This window comes from Mesorhizobium sp. CAU 1741 (assembly GCF_039839275.1).
Taxonomy (GTDB): Bacteria; Pseudomonadota; Alphaproteobacteria; order Rhizobiales; family Rhizobiaceae; genus Aerobium.
On the sequence record NZ_JBDOQP010000002.1, the window covers coordinates 462,427 to 488,356 of the forward strand.

Here is a 25,930-nt window from a genome sequence, read left to right on the forward strand (position 1 = left end):
GCGAAGTCGCTCAGAGCAGACCCACGTCGCGCAGCAGCGCGAGCGTGCCTTCGAGGTCGCTGATCTGGTCGATGTCGACCTCGGGGCTGATCTCGACCAGCGTGTCGAAAGGCTCGAGCGTGCTGTTCAGGATGATGCCGGGAACGACCGGATATTCATTGCCCTCGAGCGTGATGTATTGCTGCGAGGTCGTCGACAGCAGGTAGTCGATGAACTTGCGCGCATTTTCCTGGTTGTCGCTCGACGCCACGATGCCGGCACCTGCCACGTTGAGGAGATTGCCGATGTCGCCAGCCTCGAAATGCGTCTGGTCGACCGGGAACTCCGCATCATTGGCGACGTAACGGCCCAGATAGTAATTGTTGACGAGCCCGAAATCGACTTCGCCGTTGGCGATGCCTTCGATCTGCGTGCCATTGTTGCGATAGACCTTGGTCTCGTTGGAGATCATGCCCTCCAGCCATGCCTTCGCGGCTTCCTCGCCATGGACGACCCGATAGGCGGTCACGAAGGCCTGGAACGAACCGTTGGTCGGCGCCCAGGCAACGCGGCCCTTGTACTTCTCGTCGGTGAGGTCGTCGATCGAGGCGGGCAGGTCGGCTTCCTCAACCCGCTCCTTGGAATAGACGAGAACGCGCGACCGGCCGCTCGTCGGCGCCCACTTGTTGTTGACGTTCCGGAATGGAGCTGCGACGCCTTCATTGACCTCCGCCGGCAGATCGGCAAACAGCGGCGCGATCGCGCCGAGGGCCCCGCCATCCTGCGCCCAGAAGACATCGGCGGGCGATTGGTCTCCCTCTTCCTGCAGCAAGGTCGCGAGTTCCGCAGTGCCGGCATAGCGCACATTGGCCTTGATGCCGGTATCGGCCTCGAACTGCGCGATGACCGGGCCGATCAGGGCTTCGCCCCGGCCGGAATAGATGGTCACTTCGTTCGCCAGCGCCGCGCCCTGCACGCTCATGCCCAGCAGTAATGCTGCGATTATCTTCTTCATTGGATGGCTCCCTGCTCCAGGTCAAAATTGGACGAAAGTCGGTCAATCATCGCCAAGGTCGCGCAAAAAATCGCCGCCTCCAGCGATAGTTGGAGCCGTATATTACCTGACGGTAAAATTCAACTTTCAACAGTGGTCTTGGCTGTGGATCACGGGCCAGACGCCGGGATGCGCGCGGGCCAAAAAAAGAGGCGCTTCAATGAAGCGCCTGGGAATTAGAATTGGCTGTTACACAAGGGCTTGAGCACACCGTGCTCCGGGGGGCGGGGAGCGGGCTTCCTCTCTCAAGTTACGCACGACTATCGAGGCTGGACATTAACAACACCTTACCGTGATCGGGTGCAGTTTACGATTGTGTATCATGCCTGAAGTCTAGGTAAATTTTGTGGTCAGACTTTATTAACTTTCGCGTTTCGATTCAGGACTGAAGCGCCGGAATGTCCCGATACAGGTCAAGTGCCTCGGGATTCGCCAGCGCTTCCTTGTTCTTGACCGGGCGGCCATGCACCACGTCGCGCACGGCAAGTTCGGTGATCTTGCCGGACTTGGTGCGCGGTATGTCGCCGATCGCGACAATGCGGGCAGGCACATGGCGCGGGCTCGCGCCGGTCCGGATCTTGGTCCTGATCCTGCGCTCCAGGTCCTCGTCGAGCACGACGCCGTCGGCAAGGCGCACGAACAGCACCACGCGCACGTCGTCCTCCCAATCCTGGCCGATGCAGATCGCCTCGATCACCTCCGAGAGCTGTTCGACCTGGTTGTAGATTTCAGCGGTGCCGATGCGGACGCCGCCGGGATTGAGCGTAGCATCGGACCGGCCGTGGATGACCATCCCGCCATGTTCGGTCCACTCGGCAAAGTCGCCATGGCACCACACATTGTCGAAACGGTCGAAATAGGCAGCGTGATATTTGGCGCCGTCGGGATCGTTCCAGAACATGATCGGCATCGACGGGAAGGCGCGGGTGCAGACGAGTTCACCCTTTTCGCCGCGGATCGGCCTGCCATCGTCGTCCCACACGTCGATCGCCATCGCCAGCCCGGGACCCTGAATCTCCCCCACCCAGACCGGCTTGATCGGTATGCCGAGCACGAAGCAGGCGGCAATGTCCGTGCCACCGGAAATCGAGGCGAGATGCACGTCCTTCTTGATGCCCTCGTAAACGAAGCGGAAGCCTTCGGGCGCCAGGGGCGAGCCGGTGGACGAGATCACCCGCACCGAAGTCAGATCATGCGTGTCGATGGGGCGGAGATCGGCCTTCCGGACGGAATCGATGAACTTCGCCGAGGTGCCGAAATAGGTCATCCGCTCGGCCTGCGCGAAGTCGAAGATGGCATTGCCGTTGGGATGGAACGGCGACCCGTCATAAAGCAGCAACGTCGCGCCGGAGGCGAGCCCCGTCACCAGCCAGTTCCACATCATCCAGCCGCATGTGGTGAAATAGAAGAACCGGTCGCCGTCGCGCAATCCCGCATGCAGCCGGTGCTCCTTGACATGCTGGATCAGCGTGCCGCCGGCTGAATGCACGATGCACTTCGGAATGCCGGTCGTGCCTGAAGAGAACAGTATATAGAGCGGATGGGAAAAGGGCAGCCGCTCGAAGGTCACCGTTTTCGGCGCGAACCCGGCCAGAACGTCGTCGAGGGCGTCGGCGCGATCAATCCCGTCGGCCACGACCCGTGCATCGCCGAGATAATCCACCACGAACGCGGCGCGCACGGTTGGGAGCTTTTCGAGGACCGCGGCGATCTTCTGCGAAACGTCGATGCGCTTGCCCGCATACCAATAGCCATCCGGCGCGATGAAGATCACCGGCTCGATCTGTCCAAAGCGGTCGAGCACGCCCTGTTCGCCAAAATCGGGAGAGCATGACGACCAGATGGCGCCGATCGACGCCGCCGCCAGCATGCAGGCGACGGTCTCCGGCATGTTCGGCATCATCGCGGCGACCCGATCGCCCGCCTTGACGCCGTGGCTGAGAAAGAGTTGCTGCAGCTTGGAGACCAGCGCATGCAGTTGGTCCCAGCTTATGCGGCGCTCCACCTTGTCCTCGCCACGGAACACCATCGCTTCCGAAGTCCCGGACTTCTTCAGCAGGTTCTCGGCAAAATTGATCCGCGCGTCGGGGAAGAACCTGGCGCCCGGCATGCGGTCGCCATCCACCAACACCCGTTGCCCCTGGTCCCCGACGATGCCGCAATAGTCCCAGACGAGCGGCCAGAAGGTCTCGCGTTCCTCGACCGACCATGCATGCAGCGCATCGTAGTCGGCGATGTCGCGCCCGCTGGCCGCGGCGGCACGTTGCATGAACTCGGTCATCGGCGCGTTTGCGACCTGCTCGGCAGACGGGGTCCACAATGGGGCGGTCTCGGTCATGCATATCCTCCTCGATGCGCCCTTCACACCGGGCACGCGGCAACCAGAGCATCAGCGCCGGCACGGTTAAGCATATCGGCGACCCTCTAGGCAAGGTCGCGAAAATACGTGACGTGTCCTGTTGGCAAACGTCATCCCAAAGCCATAAAAGCTTGAAATGGGGACACCGCTGATATTCGGTGTTGTAAGAGGATGCGCTTGTGCGCGCCATCCTCGGCGGCGAGGAGACAATCTGTTGTCGACGGTGAGGAAGGGCATTGTTGCGCTGGCGGCGCTGCTGGTTCTCGCGCTGCTTGCAACCGCCGCCCTGCCATGGCTCGCCTCTACCCAGATCGTGCGTGACCGCATCGCCTACGAGCTCTCCTTGTGGAGCGGCTACCGGGTCTCGCTGGGCGAGACCCCTATCCTCGATGTGTGGCCCGGCTTCAAGGCAACGCTGCACCACGTCGCCTTCCACGAATGGGCGAACGCGGGTGCGCCACCGGTGCTGGAAGCGGACCGGCTCGAGGTTTCGCTGTCGGCGCTCGCGGCGCTGAGCGGCAATGTCGTGATGTCGGCGGTGTCGATGCACCGGCCGCTTCTCAGGCTGACCGTGGAAGGATCGGTTCTTGACCTTCCCGCCTCTCCCGGCGGCGGCAGGATGACGCGCGCCGTCGACATGGCTAAGGCGGTCGTCGCCAACAACCCCACCGCACCGGATACCGCGGCGCTGCCGTCGGATGCCTTCGGTACTGTGGAGTTCACCGAAGGGCGCGTGGCGCTGATCAACGGAAATGCCGACGACGGCCTCAGCAGCCTGAACGGCCGGATCGTCTGGCCGGCGTTCAATCGCAGCGGCCGGATCTCGGCTACCGGCATCTGGCGCGGCGAGAACATCGCAATCGAGGCAAACGCCGCCCAACCGCTGCTGCTTTTGGCAGGCGGCAGCACGCAGGTCGGCGCGAACCTGAAATCGACGTTGCTGGAAGCGTCCTTCGAGGGCACGACCAATCTCGCCGGCGAGGCCTATTTCGATGGCCAGGCGAGCCTGTCGTCGAGTTCGCTTCGGCGGATGCTGGAGTGGTCACGGACTGACATCGCGCCCGGCGCGGCGATCGGTGCGGTCTCGATCGCCGGCGGGGTGCAGGGATCGGCCCAGCGGCTGCAACTGGATTCGGTCGACCTCAACCTCGATGGCAACGCGGCCCACGGCGTGCTGGAGATCTCCTTCGCCGAGGCGGTGCCGGCGATATCGGGCACTCTTGCCTTCGAGAGCCTCGCGCTACGATCGTTTCTGTCCGCCTTCACGCCGGCCGCCGCTGGAAACGGCAATATCTACGACGAGATTGATACCGGCTTTTCCAAGCAGCTTTCGCTCGACCTGCGTCTTTCGGCACCCACCGCGACTCTCGGATCGATGGCACTGACGAACCTGGCCGCAGCGGCGCGCGTGAAGGGCGATCTCGCCGTGTTTGACATTTCCGATGCGAGCGTCTTCGGCGGAACGCTGCAGGCGGGCGTGCGCGTGGATGCAGCAGACGACAATCGCTCGGTTGAGATGCGCGCCATGGCGAGCAATATCGACACCTTCGCACTCGCCAAGGGTTTCGGCATGGAGCGGCTCGTGCCACAGGGACGAGGGGCCTTCTCGCTCATGCTCAAGGGCACCGGCCGGGACTGGAACACCGTGATGGGAAATGCGGAGGGCACGGTCAGCGCCTCGCTTGGAGAAGGCGCACTGGCCGGTCTCGACCTCAATCGGTTCCGGGAGCGGCTGTCGGCAGGTGGATTCTTTGCGCTTTCGGAAGTTCAGGGCGGGCCCCTGCCCCTGCGCGGCTTCGACTTCAAGGCGCGGGTCATCGGTGGCGTCGCCCACATCGAAAAGGCTGAACTCCGTCTCGACCAGCAGCAGGTGATCTCGATCACCGGGCTCAGCCCGTATTTCAGCAGGGCTCTGGCTCTGTCCGGCCATTTCGCGACCGTGGGCGAGGACGGACAGCAGACGGACCTCACGATGCCGTTCTTCATCGGTGGCGCATGGGATGCGCCTTTCATTTCGCCAGCCTGGTTCGCAGACGACTACCAGTAAATCGTCAGCCGCCCCGCCTCACAAACGTTCGGCGGCCCGCTCGTCGCGCTGGCGCTGCACCTCGCGACGCTTGTTGACGATTGCCGCCGTCAGCACTCCCATCGTGACGACCGCGATCAGCAATGTGCACACTGCGTTGATTTCAGGCGTCACGCCGAGCCGCACCTGGCTGTAGATGCGCATCGGCAGCGTGGTCGCGCCCGGCCCAGAGGCAAAGCTGGCGATGACGAGATCGTCGAGCGAAAGGGTAAAGGCCAACATCCAGCCGGACACGATAGCCGGTAGGATTACAGGCAGCGTCACCTGGAAGAAGGTGCGCGCTGGCGTGGCGCCGAGGTCCATTGCAGCTTCTTCCAGAGAGCGGTCGAGGCTGATTAGCCGCGATTGCACCACGACCGCGACGAAGCACATGGAAAAGGTGATGTGCGCCAGAGTTACCGTCAGGAACCCACGGTCGAGGCCGACGGCCACGAACAGCAGCAGCAGGGACAGGCCGGTGATGACTTCCGGCATCACCAGCGGTGCAAACACCATGCCGGTGAACAGGAACCGTCCACGAAAGCGCGTGTAGCGGGTCAGTGCCAGGGCCGCCAGTGTGCCGAGCACCGTCGCGGCCGTCGCGGAGATGAACGCAATCCGCGCCGTCACCCAGGCCGCGTCCAGCAATTGGGCGTTGGACAGCAGCGAGCTGTACCAGCGCGTCGAGAACCCGCCCCACACGGTAACCAGGCGGGAATCGTTGAAGGAATAGATGATGAGCAGGACGATCGGCAGATAGAGGAAAGCGAACCCGAGCACCAGCGAGGCGATGTTGAAGCGGCTCAGTTGACCCTGCATGTCAGCGCCCCTGTTCCTGGGCGCGTGCCTGCGCCCGCTGGAAGAACATCATCGGCACCACGAGCAGCAGCAGCAGGATGATGGCGACGGCGGAAGCCACCGGCCAGTCCCGATTGGAGAAGAATTCCGTCCACAGGGTCTTGCCGATCATCAAGGTCTGCGATCCGCCCAGCAGGTCGGGAATCACGAACTCGCCGACGGCCGGGATGAAGACCAGCAGGCTGCCCGCCACCACGCCGGGCAGCGACAGCGGGAAGGTGATCTTCCAGAACGCCGTGGTCGGCGGACACCCGAGATCCTGCGCCGCCTCGATCAGCGAGAAGTCCATCTTCTCCAGCGAGGCGTAGAGCGGCAGCACCATGAACGGCAGATAGGAATAGACGATGCCGATGAAGATCGCCGTATGGGTGTTCATGATCTGCAGCGGCGTGTCGATGACGCCGATCCACAACAGGAACTGGTTGAGCAGTCCCTCCGGCTTGAGGATGCCGATCCAGGCATAGACGCGGATCAGGAAACTCGTCCAGAACGGCAGGATCACCAGCATCAGGAGCAGCATGCGCAGCGATGCGGGCGCCCGCGCCATGCCGTAGGCAAGCGGATAGCCGACGAGCAATGCCAGCACCGTCGAGATGCCGGCGATCACCACGCTGGAGACGTAGGCGTTGAAATAAAGCGTGTCGTCGACGAGCCAGAGGTAGTTCTCGAACGAAAGCTCGCCGAGCTTGGCGATCCAGCCGGAAAGTCCGTCTGCCATCTCGAACGACGGCAAATAGGGCGGCATCGCGATGGTGGTGGCCGACAGCGAGATCTTGAAGACGATGGCGAACGGGACAAGGAAGAAGACGAAGAGCCACAGGTAGGGGATCAGGATCACGATCCTGCTGCTGATCGCCGAGGCAAACCCGCTTGAACGCGCTTCCTCCGCGATCGCGCCGGTTGCGTCCGTGTGCAGTGCCTGAGCCATCGGTGCCCTCCGTCTAGCGCGTCAGCACCACGCCGGCATCCGGCGCGAAGGAAATCCAGGCCTTGTCATGCCAGCTCAGTTGGTCGTCGCTGATGCGCGCCGCGTTGAGCGCGCTCGCCTTGACCACCTGCCCGTCCGGCAGCTTCACATGATAGACGGTCATGTCGCCGAGATAGGCGAGGTCCCAGATTTCGCCTTCCATGACGTTCGTTGCACCGTCGGCGGGCCTGCTCGACGAGACGCGAATCTTTTCGGGACGGATGGCGAAGGCGATGCTGCTTCCGGCTGCTGCATTGCCGGCATTCTCGACGACGATGCGGGCACCGCTCGCGCCAGCGATGGTGATCGTGTCTCCCTCGCGCCCGGCGACCGTGCCTTCGAGCATGTTCACGTTGCCGACGAAATCCGCCACGAACCGCGACGCGGGCGCTTCGTAGACCTCAGGCGGGGTCGCCACCTGCATCACCTGGCCCTTGTCCATGATGGCGATGCGGTCGGCCATCGTCATCGCCTCCTCCTGGTCGTGGGTGACGACGACAAAGGTGAGGCCGAGTTCCTGCTGCAGGTCCATCAGTTCGAACTGGGTTTCCTCGCGCAGCTTCTTGTCGAGCGCGCCCAAAGGCTCATCCAGCAGCAGCACCTTCGGCCGCTTGGCGACTGAGCGCGCGAGGGCGACCCGCTGGCGCTGGCCGCCGGAAAGCTGATGCGGCTTGCGCTTGGCGAACTGTTCGAGTTTCACCAGCCGCAGCATCTCCGAAACACGCGCCGCGATGTCGGGCTTGGGCATGCCGTCCTGCTTCAGCCCGAAGGCGATGTTGGCTTCCACACTCATGTGCGGAAACAGCGCGTAGGACTGGAACATCATGTTGACCGGCCGCCGGTAGGGCGGGATACCGCGCAGGTCCTGCCCGTCGAGCAGGATGCGCCCGGCGCTCGGCTCCTCGAAGCCGGCGAGCATGCGCAGCAGCGTGGACTTGCCGCAGCCCGACGCGCCGAGAAGCGCGAAGAACTCGCGCTCGAAGATGGTCAGGGAGAGATCGTTGACCGCGGTGAAATCGCCGAACCTCTTGGTGACGTTCTCGAACGCGATGTATGGCTTGGCCTGCGGATCATTCCACGGCGCGAAGCTTCGGCGAATGCTGCCAAGCGACTTCATCGTTCCCACACCCCTTTGAACCGTCCCGTTCCGGCAGGAAAGACGCCCCGGCGGTTTGCCGCCGGGGCGTTCGGATCATTGACCCGTGACGATTCGGGTCCAGCTGCGCGTCACCAGACGCTGAGTACGGGAATCGTAGGGGAGATGGGTGAACAGCGTCGCGAGTGCCGCCTTGTCGGGATAGATCGCCGGATCCTCGATCACTTCGGGATCGATGAATTCCTGCGATGCGAGGTTGCCGTTGGCGAAGTAGACGTAGTTGGTCGCCTTCGCCATCACCTCCGGCTCCATGATGAAGTTCAGGAACTCGTGCGCTTCGTCGACATTGGTGGCGTCGCTGGGGATCGCCATCTGGTCGAACCACATCTGCGTGCCTTCCTTCGGCGCCACATAGGCAACGCCGACGCCCTGGTCTGCCTCGGCGGCACGGTCGCGCGCCTGGAGCACGTCGCCGGACCAGCCGACCGCCATGCAGATGTCGCCATTGGCGAGCGCGTTGATATATTCGGACGAGTGGAACTTGCGGATAGACGGGCGGATCGACAGCAGCACTTCTTCGGCCTTCTCGAAATCCTCCGCCTCGTGGCTGTTCGGATCGAGGCCGAGATAATTCAGGACGATCGGGATCATGTCCGTTGGGGAATCCAGCATGTAGATCCCGCAATCGGCAAACTTTTCGGCGTTCTCCGGCTTGAACAGCACGTCCCAGCTATCGATGGTCTCCGTCCCGAGGATTTCGGACACCTTTTGGATGTTGTAGCCGATGCCGACGGTGCCCCACATGTAGTTGATCGAGTATTCGCCGCCCGGATCGTACTTGTCGGTGCGCTCCGTCACCACGTCCCACATATTGGCGAGGTTGGGCAGCTTCTCCTTGTCCAGCTTCTGGAAGACGCCGGCCTGGATCTGGCGCGCCAGGAACGAACCCGTCGGCACGACGATGTCGTAGCCGGATCCACCCGCCAGCAGCTTCGTTTCAAGAAGTTCGTTGGAGTCGAACACATCGTAGACGACGCGGATGCCGGTCTTGTCGGTGAACTCCTGGATCAGCGAATCGTCGATGTAATCCGACCAGTTGTAGACGTTGACCACGCGTTCCTGGGCCATCGCCGGCACGGCCAGTGTGGCGGCGACGAGCGACGCCGTTGAAAGAAGTAGTGCCCTGCGGATCATGTTGTTCTCCTCTGTCTCGGTCTGGTTCCGCCTGCTTCGGTTCCCGTCTCGGCAGGCTCTTTGCTTGAAGCCTATTGGCGTTTTTGCGGTGCGACAAGCGTGAAAACACCGTGCGTTCAAAGATATGTCGTGCGCTCCAGCGGCGTGATCTCGCTCCAGAATGCCATGATCTCGGCGCGCTTGAGGTCCTTGTAGACTTTCGACAGCAGCGGCCCGAGCGCGCGGTCGATGAACCTGCTCTTCTCCATGAGCTGCAGCGCGTCGTCCATGTCGTCGGGCAGGAATAGCCCTTCCTCGTCGTAGGCGTTGCCTTCCACCGGAGGCGGCGGCACGGCGTTGGTCTCGATGCCCTCGACCATGCCCTGCACGATCGCGGCCATGACCAGATAGGGGTTGGCGTCGGCCCCGGCGATGCGGTGCTCGACGCGGCGGTTCTCGTCGTTGGACATCGGAATGCGCAGCGCCACCGACCTGTTGTTCTCCGCCCAGACCGCACGCGTTGGCGCATAGGAACCCGGCGTGATGCGCCGGAAACCGTTCCAGGTATTGATGAACAGGAGCAGCGATTCCGGCATCGTCTTGAGCAGGCCGGCCACTGCCGATTCAAGCGTCCTGCGTCCGTCCGGGCCTGCGAATATATTGCCGCCGTCACCGTCCAGCATCGAGGCGTGCACGTGCATGCCGTTGCCGGCATATTCCAGGAACGGCTTGGCCATGAAGGTCGCCGTCAGCCCGTGGGCGCGGGCACAGCCCATGACGATGCGGCGCAGCAGGATGACGTCGTCCGCCGCTCTCAGCGGGTCGGCGCGGTGCTTGAGATTGACCTCGAACTGGCCCGGCGCGGCCTCCTTGATGATCGTGTCGATCGGCAGGCTCTGGGCGTCGGCCGCATCGCGGATCATGTCGAAGAGTTCGGCGTGCTCGGCTAGGTCGTCGAGACCGTACATGCGCAACCGGTCCGGTCCAGCCGTGGCACCCACCGGGGCGGGCATGCCGTCGTCCCAGTCGGTAGAGGGGTCGAGCAGGTAGAATTCGAGCTCGAAGGCGACGGTAGGAAAGTAGCCCTTGGCGTTTGCCTCGGCGACCTTCTTCTTCAGCACCTGGCGCGGATCGGCCATGAACGGCTCGCCTTCCGGCGTGAATGTCTGCAGCAGCACCTGCGCGGTCTTGCGCTTGGCCCACGGCACGATCGCCAGCGACCCGCGCGTGGCCCTGCAATAGCCGTCCTTGTCTCCGGTTTCGATGTGAAGCCCGGTCGCGGCGACCTCGCGGCCCCACACATCCAGTCCATGCAACGACATGGGAAAATTGACGCCTTCCTGGAAGGCCTTCTTCAGCGCGTCGCCGGGCGCCCATTTCCCGCGCATCACCCCGTTGGGATCGACCATCAGGAATTCGACCGCCTCGATGTCGGGATGCTCTCGGACGAACTCCAGATATTCGCGTTCGTGATCCGGTGACGTGAAGCCGCTCGCTTCGCCGTCCTTGCTGGCCGTGACGACGGTGTTGCCCGTCTTCTCGTTTATTGCAGTTGTTCGTCGCTTGCTTCCGGGTTCCAGAACCCCCGTCGGAGTGGATCGCAAGATAAACCTGTATCGTTGTTGCGGATGGTCGCAGCCTGCCCTTGCGATCGGAAGCTTGTCAATGGGCAGGCGCCAGCCTCAGCGCGGCGCGGAGATGCCGCTGACGCCTGGACGTGCCGGTCGCGACAGCCGTCGGAATTGCAGCGCGATGTGAACCAGCAGCGTTGCAAACACGATCGCGCCACCGAGAAGCGTGCGTGTCGACGGCACTTCGGCGTGAACCAGCCATACCCAGACGGGTCCGAACAGGGTTTCGAAGGTCGCCAGCAGGGCCGCGTAGGCCGCCGGTATCATGCGCGCACCGGTGGCGAAGAACGCAAGACCGAGGCCGAGATTGATCGCGCCGAAGGCGAAGAGAAAGCCCATGTCGGTGCCGCTCACCATCAGCGTCGATGCCTGCGTGGCGGCAAAGGCGCCGGCGATCATCGTGCCGAGGCACATGGCCGGTGTCATGCGCACATGCGCGTATCGGCGCGTTAGCACCGTGGCGATGGAGAACACAAGCACGATGACGAGCGCCAGCCCGTCACCCATGGCCGAGACGTTTCCGGTCACCGAATCCGAGACCATGACGCCGACGCCGACGAGCACTGCGGCGATCGCCGCCCATGTCGGGCCGGAGACACGCTCGCGCAGCATCAGGAACGCGATAAGCGCCGCGAAGAGCGGCGCGCCGGCCTGGATCAGCAGAATGTTCGCCACGGTCGTGTAGGACAGCGCGATGACGAACGAGGACGTTGCGATGGCGAAGCAGCACGCAACGATCAGCCCCGGCAGTCCCATGTTGGCGAACAGGCGCATGGTGCCGGCAACCCCGTCTCGCCATGCCATGTAGCCAAGCATGAACGACGCCGCCCAGATCGAGCGCCAGAAGACCACCGTCCAGGAATCGTCGGCGTCGATGAAGCGCGCGATGACGCCGCCGAGGCTCCAGCAAAGTGCCGCAAGGAAGACGAGGACGAAACCGACGCGTTCTTCGCCAGCGGACGATGTCGCCGGAATTGGGGTGGCAGCGCTCATGACGGTTCCTCCGCGGGGCGACGCCCGCCCGATGGAATCTCCGCTAGACCCAAATTTCGGGCCGCGCGTGATCCAGCGCGGCGCAGCCATTGTGGCACCCGCGTCTGGGCATCGCCGCCGGGGTTTGATAGACGCGATGGAGCGGAAGAGGAGAGCGTTGATGAAGGCTGCCTGGTACGAAGAAAACGGCGAGGCGCGCGACGTCCTTGCAGTCGGCGAGATGGACAGGCCGGAACCGGGCGCCGGCGAGGTGCTGGTGCGCCTGCACAGCTCGGGCGTGAACCCGTCCGACGTCAAGAGCCGCATGGGCCGGCCGCTGATCGCGCCGCGCATCGTTCCCCACTCGGACGGGGCGGGCGTGATCGAGGCGGTGGGAGATGGCGTCGACGAAACGCGCATCGGGCAACGCGTGTGGACGTGGAACGGCCAGTGGAAACGCGCCTTCGGCACGGCCGCGCAATATATCGCGCTGCCGGAGCAGCAAGCCGTCCGGTTGCCCAACAGCGTCGAATTCGCCGAGGGCGCATGCCTCGGCATCCCCGCGCTGACGGCGCTGCATGCAGTCGCGCTGCACGGCGACGTAAAGGGCAAAACGTTGCTCGTCACAGGCGCGGCCGCAGCAGTCGGCCACTACGCGGTGCAGATCGCAAAGCTGCGCGGTGCGCGCGTGATCGGCACCACCTCGCCCGAGCGGCAGACGCATGCGCGCGCCGCAGGCGTCGACGAACTGATCGACTATCGCCACGAGGACGTTGCCGAGCGGGTCAAGGCGCTGACGGGTGGACGCGGTGCCGATGGCATCATCGACATGGACATGTCGTCCACCGCCGCACTGCTGCCGAAAGGCGTGCTGGCTGCCCATGGCAAGATGGTTTGCTATGGCTCGAATGTCCCCGGCGAGATCCCGCTGTCCTTCCCGGCCATGCTCTGGGGTAGCCTGACGCTGCAGGTTTTCGTTGTCTACGAACTCACGGCCGATGAGAGACGCGCGAGGATCGCCGAGCTCAACCGCCTGCTCGAAGACGGCGTCCTGAAACATTCGGTCGGCGCGCGCTTCGGGCTCGACCAGATTGCAGACGCACACGAGACGGTCGAGCGCGGCCGCCTCAGCGGCAACGTCGTGCTGGAGATCGACTGATCCCTCACTGGAAGTCGAACGCGCTTAATCCCGTCACCATCTCGTCCAGCCCGAGCGGACGCGTGACCGGCGGCTCGGCGCGGGAGAGGCAGCCCACGCGCTCGCACAGGCGGCACACCGGACCGACAGGGGTCAATCCGACCGCTCCGGCGAGTGCTGCGGCATAAACGATCTCGTCCTTGAAGCCGATGTCGCAGCCGAGCAGGATCGCAGTGCGGCGAGGGCGTTCGTTGAAGGCGCCCTGGGGGCCTTCGAGGGTGCGGGCGATGGTCAGGAATTCCGCACCGTCAGGCATCTGCACCGCCTCGACGAGGATCTGGCCGGGCTGCGTAAAGGCGGCATGCACGGGCAGTTTCGGACAACCGCCACCGAAGCGGCTTTGCGGAAATCCCTGCGCGCCGGCCCGACGGAACCGGTTGCCGGCATTGTCCAGTTCCAGCATGAAGAACGGGATGCCCGCCGCTCCCTGTCTTTGCAATGTCGTCAGGCGATTGGCCGCCTGCTCGAACGATACCCCGAACCGGGAGCGCAGCACGTCGAGATCGTATCGCGCGCGTTGCGCGGCCGACAGGAACGCCTGGTAGGGCATCATCAGCGCGTGCGCGGCGTAGCGGGCCAGCTCGAAGCGGGCGAGGCGGCGCGCCTCGTCGCTGCCCAGTTTCAGCGCCTTGAGTTCAGCCGCGATCGCCACCTGCATGCGCATCAGGCAGGCTTCCATCGCGACTTCGCGCAACTGGTCGAAAGGCGACAGGCGTTCTGAAATGAACAGGCGCTGCGAGTGCCTGTCGTAGCGCCGTCGCCAGTTGGGCATGGTGGCCACGGGCAGCACCTTTACGACGATTCCATGCTCGCGTCGCAGCCAGTCCTTGAGCGCGGCGAAGAGATCGTCACCGGCCTTGAGCACCTGAACGAAGGCCTCGGCTTCTTCCTCGATGGCTGCGAAATGATTGGCCCGGCGCTCGAACACCTCGCGCACCTCGTCCATCGGCAGACGCGCCGATGAAAGTGTTGTCGCGTGCCCCTCCCGCGCCAGAAGCTCCGACAGGTCGGACAGGCGCTCTGCCTGCTCGCGATAGGCACGGAAGAGCTTGATGATCGCCGCGGCAGCGTTGGGCGCGCCTTCGGCGATCTCGATCAGTTCCTGGTCGCCCGGCAACTCTCCCGCCAGAAGCGGGTCGGCGAAAACCTCCCGCAAGGCCGCGATCGAGCCGCCAGCCTCGCCCTGCAGGTCCTCCGGATCGACCTGATAGGCCGATGCCAGCTTGAGGATGAGCTGGACGGTAAGGGGGCGCTGGTTGCGCTCGATGAGATTCAGATAGGAGGGCGAGATACCAAGCCCTTCGGCCATCGCGGTCTGCGTCAGCCCCCTGGCGTTGCGGATGCGCCGGATGCGCGGCCCGGCAAAAATCTTCTGCTCAGCCATGGCGATAGACCCGCAAACGCGATGTAGGCGGGACAGCGCCCCCCTCTGTCCTGCCGGACATATCCCGCACGAGGGGGGCAACGTAGAGTGCCATCATGACAACCCTTTTACAAATCGAACGCGATCGCGCTTTTACAGCTTTGACAAATTTACAAGTTCAGCCTGTCAAACACAATACAGCTTCACCCCAATTATCCGAACCTTTTCCGCATTTCCCTCGTTCTTTTCGCGAACGCAATGTAAATCTGGTCATAGCGGATAGCGTCGTATCGCTGCCGATCAGACAATCGAGAATTCGACGGAGCCACATCATGACTGATTTTTACAACCTCGTCCCATCCGCTCCCGAAGGGCGCTACGAAGGCATCGAGCGCCCCTATACGGCGGACGACGTGAAACGGCTTCGCGGCTCGGTGCAGATCAGGCACACGCTGGCCGAGAACGGCGCCAACCGTCTGTGGCAGCTCATCAATCAGGACGACTACGTCAACGCGCTCGGCGCGCTGTCCGGCAACCAGGCGATGCAAATGGTGCGCGCCGGCCTCAAGGCAATCTACCTGTCCGGCTGGCAGGTCGCGGCCGACGCCAACACCGCATCGGCGATGTATCCCGACCAGTCGCTGTACCCGGCCAATGCTGCGCCGGAACTGGCCAAGCGCATTAACCGCACGCTTCAGCGCGCCGACCAGATCGAGACGGCGGAAGGCAAGGGCCTTTCTGTCGACACGTGGTTCGCGCCGATCGTCGCCGACGCGGAAGCCGGCTTCGGCGGGCCGCTCAATGCGTTCGAGATCATGAAGGCCTTCATCGAGGCAGGTGCGGCCGGCGTTCACTTCGAGGACCAGCTCGCTTCGGAAAAGAAGTGCGGCCATCTCGGCGGCAAGGTGCTGATCCCTACGGCGGCGCATATCCGCAACCTGAACGCCGCGCGGCTCGCAGCCGACGTCATGGGGACGCCGACGCTGACCATTGCACGCACCGATGCCGAGGCTGCCAAGCTGCTGACGTCCGACATCGACGAGCGCGACCAGCCCTTCGTCGACTATGACGCAGGCCGCACCGCCGAAGGCTTCTACCAGGTCAGGAACGGCATCGAACCCTGCATCGCACGCGCCATCGCCTATGCGCCGCATTGCGACCTGATCTGGATGGAGACCGGAAAGCCCGATCTCGAGCAGGCGCGCAAATTTGCCGAGGCCGTGCACAAGGCGCATCCGGGCAAGAAGCTCGCCTACAACTGCTCGCCATCGTTCAACTGGAAGAAGAACCTCGACGACGCCACCATCGCCAGGTTCCAGCGCGAGCTCGGCGCGATGGGCTACAAGTTCCAGTTCATCACGCTGGCCGGCTTCCACCAGCTCAATTTCGGCATGTTCGAACTGGCCCGCGGCTACAAGGATCGCCAGATGGCGGCCTATTCGGAGCTTCAGGAGGCGGAGTTCGCAGCCGAGGTCAACGGCTACACCGCGACCAAGCACCAGCGCGAAGTCGGCACCGGCTATTTCGACGCGGTTTCGCTGGCGATCACCGGTGGCCAGTCCTCGACAACCGCGATGAAGGAATCCACCGAGACGGAGCAGTTCCGTCCGGCGGCTGAATAACCACGCACCCCCAGGGCACCAGCCAAGGAGACGACCCATGACGCCCAAGACCCGTGTGAAGGAAAGGGCCGAGGAACAGGCCTCGACCATGAACGACGACCAGCAGGCGGTGATCCGCATGGTGGCCAACGACCTGCACCGGCTGAACCAGTCGGTCATGAAGGCGGTGGAGGCGGGCGTATCCGTGGAACTGGTCCGCTCCGCCCGTCATCACGGCGGCGACGGGAACTGGGGCGACCTGTTGATCCCCGTGATCGTGACGCAGGCGCGCGACGCCGCCTGACAGGCCGTTACCCGCAGTTTTTCCACGAGGGCGGCGCAGAGATGCGCCGCCTTTCTGCTTTCGTTTCAAGAAAATCCTCCCTCCTATACATGCTGGCGCGCTTGACATGCTTGCGTGAATCGAGAAGAAAATGCGTATCGCACGTGATTTCCTTCCGAGTCCCCCGCATCCGATCGGTACGCCCCCATGCCGCATCCAAGTTTCGAGGCCGAAGCGTCCGCGCGCGAGCCGCTGCCGGAAGCGAACGGCGATCTGGCGCTAGTCGTCAGCACGTCTCCCATCAATCGCATCGTCATGGGGCGCATTGCCGAACGAGCCGGCCTCAAGGTGGTCGCCGAGACGCCGGAATCTGCTGCTTCCGTCTTTCTGTCCCGATCCCCGGGTCTGGTGATCCTCGACGGTGGACATGACGATCGCGAATGCGAGTGCATGATGGAGAGCCTCTCAGCCCGCAGACAGGCCTCGATCGGCAAACGGCCTGTCGTCATCCTGCTTTCGAACCGCAATCCACTACCCGATCCTTTGCCCGGGCAGTACATAGACGCGGTCGTCGCAAAGCCCATCACGCCGGACCGCTTGCAGCCATTGTTGCAAAGCATGATGGACCGCCTGCAGGACTGACTTCCCTCCCCCGCCCTTTGCTTCGTGCAGGGCCCGCGTCTATAGTGCCGGCATCTCAACGAAACATTGGTGATTGATGCCTGTCCAGAAGAAGGATGCCCGCTCCGCAGGCCGGGGGACCAGCATGCGCGTACCGACCTTCGTGAAAAGCCTCCGGGGGGTAAAGACCTGGAAGGAAGCCGCTGGCTGGCTGGATTGGCGCGGCATCGAGGACATCGAGTGCATCACCCCTGACCAGGCCGGGGTCGCGCGCGGCAAGATGATGCCGTCTAAGAAGTTCACATCCAACACCTCGCTGGCGCTGCCCTCGGCGGTGTTCATGACGACGATTTCCGGCGGCTATCCCGAAGACGGAAACGGTTTCACCTATCCCGAAGACGACGGTGACCTGAAACTGGTGCCGGACCTGTCGACGCTGTCCGTCGTGCCGTGGGAAAGCGACCCGACGGCGCAGGTGATCTGCGATCTGGTGCATCAGGACGGCCGCTCGATCGAGTTTACGCCGCGAAACGTGTTGCGCCGTGTGGTGGCAGCATACGCAGAGCGCGGGCTGCAGCCGGTCGTGGCGCCGGAAATCGAGTTCTATCTCGTGCGCAAGAACCCGGATCCGGACTATCCGCTCGAACCGCCCGTGGGACGCTCCGGCCGCGCCATCGGTGGTGGCCAGGGCTATTCGATCGCGGGCGTCAACGAATTCGACGAATTGATCGACGACATCTACCACTTCTCCGAGGGCCAGGGTCTCGAGATCGACACGCTGATCCATGAGGTCGGCGCCGGGCAGCTCGAGATCAACCTGCGCCACGGCGACCCGGTCGAACTTGCCGATCAGGTGTTCATGTTCAAGCGCACGATCCGCGAAGCCGCGCTCAAGCACGAGACCTATGCCACGTTCATGGCCAAGCCGATCCAGGGCCAGCCGGGTTCGGCGATGCACATCCACCAGTCGATCCTGCAAAAGAAGTCCGGCAACAACATCTTCACCAACGAGAACGGCTCGGAGACGGAGGCTTTCCGCCACTTCATCGGAGGCATGCAGCGCCACATTCCCAGCGCGCTGGTCATGCTGGCGCCCTACGTCAATTCCTATCGCAGGCTGACCCAGGCGGCATCCGCTCCCGTGAACACGAAATGGGGCTACGACAACCGGACCACCGCATTCCGCGTCCCGCGCTCCGACCCGGCCGGGCGGCGCGTGGAGAATCGCATCCCTTCCTCCGACGCCAACCCCTACCTGGCGCTCGCAGCGTCGCTCGCCTGCGGATTGATCGGCATGATCAACAAGGAAATGTGCGACGCACCGGCGGGCACCACCGTCAACGAAGACGAGATCGACCTGCCCCGCGGCCTGCTCGAAGCGGTCGAACTTTTCGAAAGCGACGATGCCCTGCGCGAGGTCCTCGGCTCCGATTTCGTCTCCACCTACGCCGCGATCAAGAAGGCGGAGTTCGAGACCTTCATGGAAGTCATCAGCCCGTGGGAGCGGGAGTATCTGTTGTTGAATGTGTGAGAGTGGGCAGTGGGCAGTGGGCAGTGGGAAACAATGCAAGCCACGTAGACGAGATCAAATCCTATCGGGATCTCGTCGTTTGGCAGTGCGCGATGGATCTCGCAGTCGCTGTGTATGAACTCACGAAAAACTGGCCTCGGGACGAGATATACGGCTTGACGAGCCAGATTCGCAGAGCTGCAACGTCGGTGCCGGCGAATATCGCCGAGGGGTATGGGCGTGAGAACAGAGGTTCCTATCTTCAGTTTCTGAGAATCGCACAGGGATCACTCAAGGAATTGGAGACGCATCTCTTGATCTCGGGACGTATCGGCATCACCTCCGCGCAAGCCGTTGAGCCGCTGCTTGCGGACAGCGAACGCATAGGAAAATTGCTAAGGGGCCTCATCCGAAGGCTTGCCGAAAAATGAAGCCTTCTCTCTTCCACTCCCCCCTGCCCATTCCCCACTCCCCCCTGCCTATTTCCCAATCCCCCCTTCCCTGCCCATGACCCACACATCCCCCATCTCCCCCGGCTATTCCTGGTACGAAGCGACCGCAGGCGAGCGGCCGAGCCTTCCCGCGCTCGACGGTGACCTGACCGTCGACGTCGTCGTCATCGGCGGCGGCTTCACCGGGCTTTCGGCGGCAACGCACCTCGCCAAGGCCGGCACGAAGGTCGCGTTGATCGAGGCGCATCGCTTCGGGGACGGCGCGTCAGGCCGCAATGGCGGCCAGTTCGGTACCGGCCAGCGCGCCTGGGCGGAAGAGATGGAGGAGGAACTCGGACTGACCCGCGCCAAGGCGCTCTTCGCGCTCGCCGAGGAAGCCAAGGCTCACCTGCTGGGCTTTGCCGAGGCCAACGGCATCGACATCGACTATCGGGTCGGCCAGATGTCGGTGGTCCACAAGAAGCGCTACCTTGCGGATTACCGGGCCCATGCGGAGATCATGGCCGAGCGGTTCGACTATCCTCATATCAGTTTCATGGACGCGCAGGAGACGGCGACGCGGCTCGGCTCGACGCATTATTTCGGCGGAGTGCGCGACACGGGTACCGGTCATATCCACCCGCTCAAGCTGGTGATCGGGACCGCCCGCGTCGCCGCGCAGGCGGGCGCGGCGTTGTATGAAAACACAAAATCGACGGGCATCACCTCACAGGGTGGCAAGGTGCGGGTGACGACGCCGCGCGGCACGATCACGGCCGACAAGGCGCTCATCGCCGTCAACGCCTATGGCGAGAACCTGGAGCCGCAAAGCGCCTCCCATGTGATGCCGATCGGTTCGTTCATCGGGGCGACGGTGCCGTTGGGCGACGACAGTTCCGTCCTGCCCGGATGGGAGGCTGTGGACGACTCTCGCTTCGTGGTCCGCTATTTCCGGAAGTCACCGGACGGTCGGCTGCTGTTCGGTGGACGCGAGATTTATGCGCCCGGCAATCCGCAGGATATCGGCGACGGCATTCGCCGCCAGATCGCGGAGATTTATCCACACCTCAAGGACGTCGAGATCACCCACGCCTGGGGCGGCTATGTCGGCATCACCATGCCGCGCAAGCCGTTCGTGCGCGAGGTGATGCCGAACGTCATCTCTGCCGGAGGCTTTTCCGGCCATGGCGTGATGCTGTCCAACTTCGTCGGCAAGCTCTATGCCGAAACCGTGGCGGGCAACCGTGACCGGCTGAAGTTGTTCGAGGACCTCAAGATCCCGCCCTTCCCCGGCGGACGCCGCTTCCGCGCGCCGCTGCTATTCCTGGCGCTCAACTGGTATGCGCTGCGGGATCGGTTCTGAGATCCCAGTTCACAACGGCCAGAAGAACAAGAGTGCCGGCACCGCCACGGCGATCATCAGCAGTTCCAGCGGTGCGCCGAGGCGCCAATAGTCGCTGAACGCATAACCGCCCGGCCCCATGATGATCGCATTGTTCTTGTGGCCGATCGGCGTCAGCAACCCGCAGGTACCGGCCACGGCAACGCCCATCAGGAATGGGTCGGGCGACACACTCAGCGATTCGGCAACGCCGACACCGATGGGTGCGGCGATCAGGGCCGTTGCGATGGCGTTGAGAAAGTCCGACAGGATCATCGTCACGGCCATCACCACGGCAAGGATGGCCCACACCGGCAGTCCGTCGGTCTGCGCGATGATCGCATGGGTGATGATTTCCGTTCCGCCGGCTTCCTCGAACGCCGTACCGATCGGTATCAGCGAGGCGAGAAGCACGATGATCGGCCATTCGATCGAGCCGTAGACATCCGATGGCGTGACGATACTGGTGATCGCATAAATGCCCACCACCAGCGCCAGCGCGATCGAAAGCGGCACGAGCCCGAACACCGACAGCGAGATGGCAGCGGCGAATACGCCGATCGCCATCAGCGCCTTGCGGCGCTGGATCACCGTATGGCTGCGATCGGCGATCGGCAGTGTGCCCAACCAGTCGGCAGCGTCTGAAAGCAGGTCGACGGGACCGAACAGCAGCAGCACATCGCCCTGTCGGATCGCCAGCTTCTCCACGCGCTCCCGGAACCGGCGACCGCCGCGCGAAAGGCCCAGCAGGCTCACGCCGCGCCGGTAGCGCAGGCGCATCTCGTTGACGTTCCGGCCGATCGCCCGCGATCCTTCGGGAACGATGACTTCCATCAGCGACATCGACTTGTCGGTGAGGCCCTCGCTTTTCTCCTGCTTGGTCAGGGCCAGCTTCGCGGCACCGATAAAGGCCTCGATGGATTTGGGATCGCCCTCGAGGACCAGGAAATCGCCCTTCTTCAGTTCCGTCGCTGCGGCAAAGCCGGGCAGGCGCTTCCCGCGCCGCACGACGCCGAGGATCGTCACGTCATGCTCGTCGCCCAGTTCGTAGAGGTCCGCGGGCGTCTTGCCGATCGTCGTCGATTTCTCGGGGACGCGGGCTTCGGCGATGAACAGGTCGCTTTCCGTCATGCTCGGCCGCGTGCGCTCGGTGCGTTGCGGTATCAATCGCCAGCCCACCAGCGCGACGAAGGCAATGCCCACCGCGGCACAGACCAGGCCGACCGGCGCGAAGTCGAACATGCGGTAGGGTTCGCCCAGCGCGCGTTCGCGAAACTGCGCGATGACGATGTTGGATGGGGTGCCGATCAGGGTGATCATGCCGCCGAAGATCGTCGCATAGGACAGCGGCATCAGGGACAGCGAAGGCGAGCGGCCGGCCTTTTTTGCCGCCTCGATGTCGAGCGACATGAGGATGACGATCGCCGCGACATTGTTGATCACCGCGGAGAGGGCGGCGCCTGTCACCGACATGATGCCGATATGCACCGGAAGCGCGCGGGACGCGGATATGACGTATTGCGCGATCAGTTCGACGGCGCCTGCATTGATCATCGCGCGCGAAATCACCAGCACCAGTGCCACGATGATGGTGGCTTCGTGGCCGAAGCCCTCGAACGCGGCTTCTGCCTCGATGGCGCCCCCCAGCACGGCGATGATCAGCGCGCCGAAGGCGACCAGATCATACCGGACACGGCCCCACACGAGCATGCAGAGCAGCACGCCCAAAAGGCCGAAAATGAAAATCTGGTCATATGTCATGCAGGCGCCCCGACGCTTGGAATCAAGCCGGAACGATAACAAGTTTCCGGCTGCGTCGTTCCGCTACGCATCCTGTTTTTCAGCTCGATCAGGCGAGACGGCGCACGATGACACTGCCGGCCGAATAACCCGCGCCAAACGAGCAGATCACGCCGAGGCTTCCCTTTTCGAGATCCTCGGAATGCTTGTGAAACGCGATGATGGAGCCGGCCGACGACGTGTTGGCAAAGTCCTGCAGGACGTTCGGCTGCTCCTCGCGGCTCGGCTCGCGCCCGAGCACCTTCTGGCCGATCAGGTCGTTCATGCTCTTGTTGGCCTGGTGCAGCCAGAGCCTGTCGAGATCGTCCGGCGCGATGCCTTCATCCGACAGATGCGTCAGCATGAGTTCGGTGACCATTGGCACCACCTGCTTGAAGACCTTGCGCCCTTCCTGCATGAACTGCATGTCGCGCCGGTCGGCCATGTGGCCTTCACGGGTGCGCCGCAGAAAGCCGTTGTTGTTGCGGATATTGTTGGAGAACTCGGTGATGCAGCGCGTCGAGACGATCTCCCAGGCATTTTCCGACGTCACTTCATCGGCGCGTTGCAGCACCACCGCGGTGCAGACGTCACCGAAGATGAAATGGCAGTCGCGGTCGCGCCATTCATGGTGGCCCGAGGTGATTTCGGGATTGACCATGAGAATGGCGCGCGCCGATCCGGAACGGATCATGTCGGCCGCTGCCTGGATGCCGAATGTGGCCGACGAGCACGCCACATTCATGTCGAACGCGAAACCGTTGATGCCGAGCGCCTGCTGAACCTCGATCGCGATCGCCGGATAGGCGCGCTCGTGGTTGGAGGCGGCACAGATGACCGCGTCGATATCGGCGGCCGCGAGGCCCGCCCTGTCCAGAGCATCATTCGCCGCCGCCACGGCGATCTCGGCCATGATCGACAGTTCATCGTCGCTGCGTTCGCGCAGGATCGGCCGCATCACCTCTGGATCGAGAACGCCCTTCTTGTCCATGACGAAGCGCCGCTCGATGCCGGATGCCTTGACGATAAACTCCTCGTTGGACATCGGCATGGCATCCGCCTCGCCGGCCGCTATCGCGGCGGCGTTGGTGGCATTCTGCTTCTCGGCAAAGGTATTGTAGGAGGCCACCAGCTCGGCATTGGTGATGACCTCATCGGGCGTGAATAGGCCCGTCCCGCTGATCGCGACCCTGTGCATGGCGTTTCCCGTCGGCTTTTTTGTCGTTGCCTTTCTCTTGCATAAGGCAACGCTGGAGAAAAGCCGCGAGATGTCAGATGCACCGGCCGCCGTCGACTTCCAGCGCCACGCCTGTGATGAAGGCTGCCTCGTCGGATGCCAGCCACAGCGCGGCATTGGCGATGTCGAGCGGCGTCGAAAGGCGCCCGAGCGGGATGGAGGCGCGGAACTTGGCGCGCAGTTCCGGCGTGTCCTCGCCCATGAACTGCGCCAGCATGCCCGTCTCGCCCGCGACCGGGCAAAGGCAGTTGACGCGCACGTTCTTTGGCGCGAGTTCCACCGCCATCGACTTCGTGGCGGTGATGGCCCAGCCCTTTGACGCATTGTACCAGGTCAGGCCCGGACGCGGGCGCAGGCCAGCAGTGGAGGCGGTCGTGATGATCGAGCCGCCGCCCTGCTTGTCCATGATCGGCACCACCGCCAGCGTAGAATAGTAGATCGCCTTCATGTTGACTGCGGCGATGAGGTCGAACGTGTCCTCCGGGATCGTCAGCATGTCGCCGTTGACGTGGGTGTAGCCGGCATTGTTGACCATGATGTCGATGCGACCGAACGACGACATCGCGGTTGCGACCATCTCGTCGATCTCGGATTTCTGCGACACGTCGGTCTGCACGGCGACGGCTGCATCGCCGATCTCTCCCGCGACGCGCTCGGCACCCTTGATGTTCAAATCGGCGACGACCACCTTGGCGCCTTCCTCGGCGTAGCGCTTGGCGATACCCTCGCCGAAGCCCGATGCCGCACCCGTGACGATCGCGACCTTGTCTTGAAGCCTGCCCACAATTTTCTCCTTGGTATGTCTTAGCTCCCCTCACCGCCTTTCCGAACGGCAAGGGGCGATATCTCACCCGTGGTTGAACACGACCGTCTTGGTGGCCGACATGTCGTAAAGCGCCTCGAAGCCCTTCTCGCGGCCATGGCCGGACTTCTTGAAGCCGCCGAATGGCAGTTCGATGCCACCGCCAGCGCCATAGCCGTTGACGAAGACCTGGCCGGCGCGCACGCGCTTGGCGATGCGATGCTGGCGCGCGCCGTCCTTCGTCCAGATGCCGGCGACGAGCCCGAACTCGGTGCCGTTGGCAAGCCGGATTGCCTCGTCCTCGCCCTCGAACGGGAACAGGGTCAGCACCGGGCCGAAGACTTCCTCCTGCGCGACGACCGCCTGTGGGTCGACCGAACCGAACAGGACGGGAGCCTGGTAGTAGCCACCCGCCGGCGCGTCTTTATGCACCGACCCTTCCGCCAGCACCGAGACGTCGGCTTCCTTCGCGGCGGCGATCATGCCTGCGACACGCGCCTGCTGCGCCTTGTTGATCAGGGGGCCGAGGTCGAGGTCGGCGTCGTGCGGACCGGCGACCAGCTTGGAAAAACGCTCCGCCAGCGCAGCGGCGACCTTCTCGTAAATCGGCTTTTCGATAAGCACGCGGCTGCCGGCCGAGCAGGTCTGCCCGCCATTCTGGATGATGGCGTTGACCAGCACGGGGAGCGCTGCGTCGAGATCCGCATCGGCGAAGACGATCTGCGGCGACTTTCCGCCGAGCTCCATCGTCACGCCGCGATTGTTGACGGCGGCTGCCTGCTGGATCGCCGTGCCCGTCATCGGCGAGCCGGTGAAGGTGACGTAGTCGACCAGCGGATGCGACGACAACGCCGCGCCGGCATCGCGGCCATAGCCGGTGATGACGTTGAACACGCCTTCCGGCACGCCCGCCTCGAGCGCAAGCTGCGCGATGCGCACCGTCGTCAGCGACGCATCTTCCGCTGGCTTGACCACCAGCGTGTTGCCCATGGCAAGTGCGGCGCCCGCGACGCGGGCAAGGATCTGCATCGGGTAGTTCCAGGGGATGATGCCCGCCACCACCCCATGCGGTTCGCGCAGCGTCAATGCGGTATAGCCGTCAAGGAACGGGATCGTGTCGCCGTGGATCTTGTCGCCGGCGCCGCCGTAGAATTCGTAATAGCGCATCGTCGCCGTCACGTCGGCTTTGCCCTGGCGGGCAGGCTTGCCGGTGTCACGCGATTCGAGCGCGGCGAGTTCGTCGCCATGCTTTTCGACCAGATGGAACAGGCGGGTCAGGCAACGGCCGCGCTCGACGGCTGGCATGCGGCTCCACGGCCCCTCGTGAAACGCCTTGTGGGCAGACCTCACCGCCTTGTCGACGTCGGCCGCGTTGGAGGCCGGGATCGACGAGAATACCTTGCCGTCCGAGGGGCTGGCGACGTCGATGCGCGCGCCTGACATGGCGTCGACGGGCTTTCCGTCGATCAGGTTCATGAAGGCCGTGCCTTCGGCAACGGTGCGGGAAAGGGGCGTGCCCATGGTCGCAATCTCCATCGTTCGGGATCGTCCCGTCCTATCTTCTTGAAAG

At 63.6% G+C, this 25,930-nt stretch carries 21 protein-coding genes; 8 read left to right on the plus strand and 13 right to left on the minus strand.

Annotated features, from left to right (window positions below; genetic code table 11):
* Positions 1–10: 10 nt before the first annotated feature.
* Both AAFN84_RS09125 and AAFN84_RS09130 read right to left on the minus strand, forming a co-directional pair.
* Positions 11–994: an iron ABC transporter substrate-binding protein gene (locus AAFN84_RS09125; RefSeq protein ID WP_347514243.1), complete on the minus strand. Its 984-nt coding sequence runs from the start codon at positions 992–994 to the stop codon at positions 11–13.
* Between the two features lie 418 nt (positions 995–1,412).
* Entirely contained in the window at positions 1,413–3,371 is a 1,959-nt protein-coding gene (locus tag AAFN84_RS09130; RefSeq protein ID WP_347514244.1) for an acetoacetate--CoA ligase, read from the minus strand.
* 244 nt (positions 3,372–3,615) lie between these two features.
* Here AAFN84_RS09130 and AAFN84_RS09135 point away from each other — a divergent pair, with 244 nt between their 5' ends.
* On the plus strand, positions 3,616–5,439 hold the full coding sequence (locus AAFN84_RS09135) for an AsmA-like C-terminal region-containing protein (RefSeq protein ID WP_347515089.1): 1,824 nt from the start codon (positions 3,616–3,618) through the stop codon (positions 5,437–5,439).
* 18 nt (positions 5,440–5,457) lie between these two features.
* Here AAFN84_RS09135 and AAFN84_RS09140 read toward each other — a convergent pair whose 3' ends face one another.
* From AAFN84_RS09140 to AAFN84_RS09165, 6 genes are all read right to left on the minus strand, one after another.
* Complete coding sequence (locus AAFN84_RS09140) at positions 5,458–6,276, minus strand: ABC transporter permease subunit (RefSeq protein ID WP_347514245.1); 819 nt, start codon at positions 6,274–6,276, stop codon at positions 5,458–5,460.
* A gap of 1 nt (position 6,277) precedes the next feature.
* On the minus strand, positions 6,278–7,243 hold the full coding sequence (locus AAFN84_RS09145) for an ABC transporter permease subunit (protein ID WP_347514246.1): 966 nt from the start codon (positions 7,241–7,243) through the stop codon (positions 6,278–6,280).
* Between the two features lie 13 nt (positions 7,244–7,256).
* A complete protein-coding gene (locus AAFN84_RS09150) occupies positions 7,257–8,399 on the minus strand; it encodes an ABC transporter ATP-binding protein (RefSeq protein WP_347514247.1) in 1,143 nt (380 codons plus the stop codon).
* Between the two features lie 75 nt (positions 8,400–8,474).
* On the minus strand, positions 8,475–9,572 hold the full coding sequence (locus AAFN84_RS09155; protein WP_347514248.1) for a polyamine ABC transporter substrate-binding protein: 1,098 nt from the start codon (positions 9,570–9,572) through the stop codon (positions 8,475–8,477).
* Positions 9,573–9,688: 116 nt separating this feature from the next.
* Positions 9,689–11,155 carry a glutamine synthetase family protein gene (locus tag AAFN84_RS09160; RefSeq protein WP_347514249.1) on the minus strand — a complete coding sequence of 489 codons (1,467 nt, stop codon included), beginning with the start codon at positions 11,153–11,155 and terminating at the stop codon, positions 9,689–9,691.
* Positions 11,156–11,233: 78 nt separating this feature from the next.
* Complete coding sequence (locus AAFN84_RS09165) at positions 11,234–12,175, minus strand: DMT family transporter (RefSeq protein ID WP_347514250.1); 942 nt, start codon at positions 12,173–12,175, stop codon at positions 11,234–11,236.
* Positions 12,176–12,335: 160 nt separating this feature from the next.
* Here AAFN84_RS09165 and AAFN84_RS09170 point away from each other — a divergent pair, with 160 nt between their 5' ends.
* Entirely contained in the window at positions 12,336–13,313 is a 978-nt protein-coding gene (locus AAFN84_RS09170; RefSeq protein WP_347514251.1) for an NADPH:quinone reductase, read from the plus strand.
* Positions 13,314–13,317: 4 nt separating this feature from the next.
* Here the strand turns inward: AAFN84_RS09170 and AAFN84_RS09175 are convergent, their stop codons facing one another.
* On the minus strand, positions 13,318–14,736 hold the full coding sequence (locus AAFN84_RS09175) for an XRE family transcriptional regulator (protein WP_347514252.1): 1,419 nt from the start codon (positions 14,734–14,736) through the stop codon (positions 13,318–13,320).
* 311 nt (positions 14,737–15,047) lie between these two features.
* On the opposite strand from AAFN84_RS09175, the gene aceA reads away from it, so the two are divergent.
* The 6 genes from aceA (at position 15,048) to AAFN84_RS09205 (ending at position 20,524) form a co-directional block, all read left to right on the plus strand.
* Positions 15,048–16,337 carry an isocitrate lyase gene (gene aceA, locus AAFN84_RS09180; protein WP_347514253.1) on the plus strand — a complete coding sequence of 430 codons (1,290 nt, stop codon included), beginning with the start codon at positions 15,048–15,050 and terminating at the stop codon, positions 16,335–16,337.
* 37 nt (positions 16,338–16,374) lie between these two features.
* Complete coding sequence (locus tag AAFN84_RS09185; protein ID WP_347514254.1) at positions 16,375–16,620, plus strand: hypothetical protein; 246 nt, start codon at positions 16,375–16,377, stop codon at positions 16,618–16,620.
* 186 nt (positions 16,621–16,806) lie between these two features.
* Entirely contained in the window at positions 16,807–17,241 is a 435-nt protein-coding gene (locus tag AAFN84_RS09190; protein WP_347514255.1) for a response regulator, read from the plus strand.
* Between the two features lie 124 nt (positions 17,242–17,365).
* The gene (locus AAFN84_RS09195) at positions 17,366–18,751 is read left to right on the plus strand and encodes a glutamine synthetase family protein (RefSeq protein WP_347514256.1); all 1,386 of its coding nucleotides are present in this window, start codon (positions 17,366–17,368) and stop codon (positions 18,749–18,751) included.
* A gap of 53 nt (positions 18,752–18,804) precedes the next feature.
* Positions 18,805–19,161, plus strand: a complete 357-nt coding sequence (locus AAFN84_RS09200; RefSeq protein ID WP_347515090.1) for a four helix bundle protein — start codon at positions 18,805–18,807, stop codon at positions 19,159–19,161.
* A 76-nt stretch (positions 19,162–19,237) separates the two neighbouring features.
* Complete coding sequence (locus tag AAFN84_RS09205; RefSeq protein ID WP_347514257.1) at positions 19,238–20,524, plus strand: FAD-binding oxidoreductase; 1,287 nt, start codon at positions 19,238–19,240, stop codon at positions 20,522–20,524.
* 9 nt (positions 20,525–20,533) lie between these two features.
* Here AAFN84_RS09205 and AAFN84_RS09210 read toward each other — a convergent pair whose 3' ends face one another.
* The 4 genes from AAFN84_RS09210 to AAFN84_RS09225 all read right to left on the minus strand — a co-directional run bounded on the left by AAFN84_RS09210 (position 20,534) and on the right by AAFN84_RS09225 (position 25,881).
* Complete coding sequence (locus tag AAFN84_RS09210; protein ID WP_347514258.1) at positions 20,534–22,303, minus strand: SLC13 family permease; 1,770 nt, start codon at positions 22,301–22,303, stop codon at positions 20,534–20,536.
* A gap of 88 nt (positions 22,304–22,391) precedes the next feature.
* Positions 22,392–23,519, minus strand: a complete 1,128-nt coding sequence (locus AAFN84_RS09215) for a beta-ketoacyl-ACP synthase III (RefSeq protein ID WP_347514259.1) — start codon at positions 23,517–23,519, stop codon at positions 22,392–22,394.
* Between the two features lie 73 nt (positions 23,520–23,592).
* A complete protein-coding gene (locus AAFN84_RS09220) occupies positions 23,593–24,342 on the minus strand; it encodes an SDR family oxidoreductase (protein WP_347514260.1) in 750 nt (249 codons plus the stop codon).
* A gap of 63 nt (positions 24,343–24,405) precedes the next feature.
* Entirely contained in the window at positions 24,406–25,881 is a 1,476-nt protein-coding gene (locus AAFN84_RS09225; protein ID WP_347514261.1) for an aldehyde dehydrogenase family protein, read from the minus strand.
* Between the last annotated feature and the right edge of the window lie 49 nt (positions 25,882–25,930).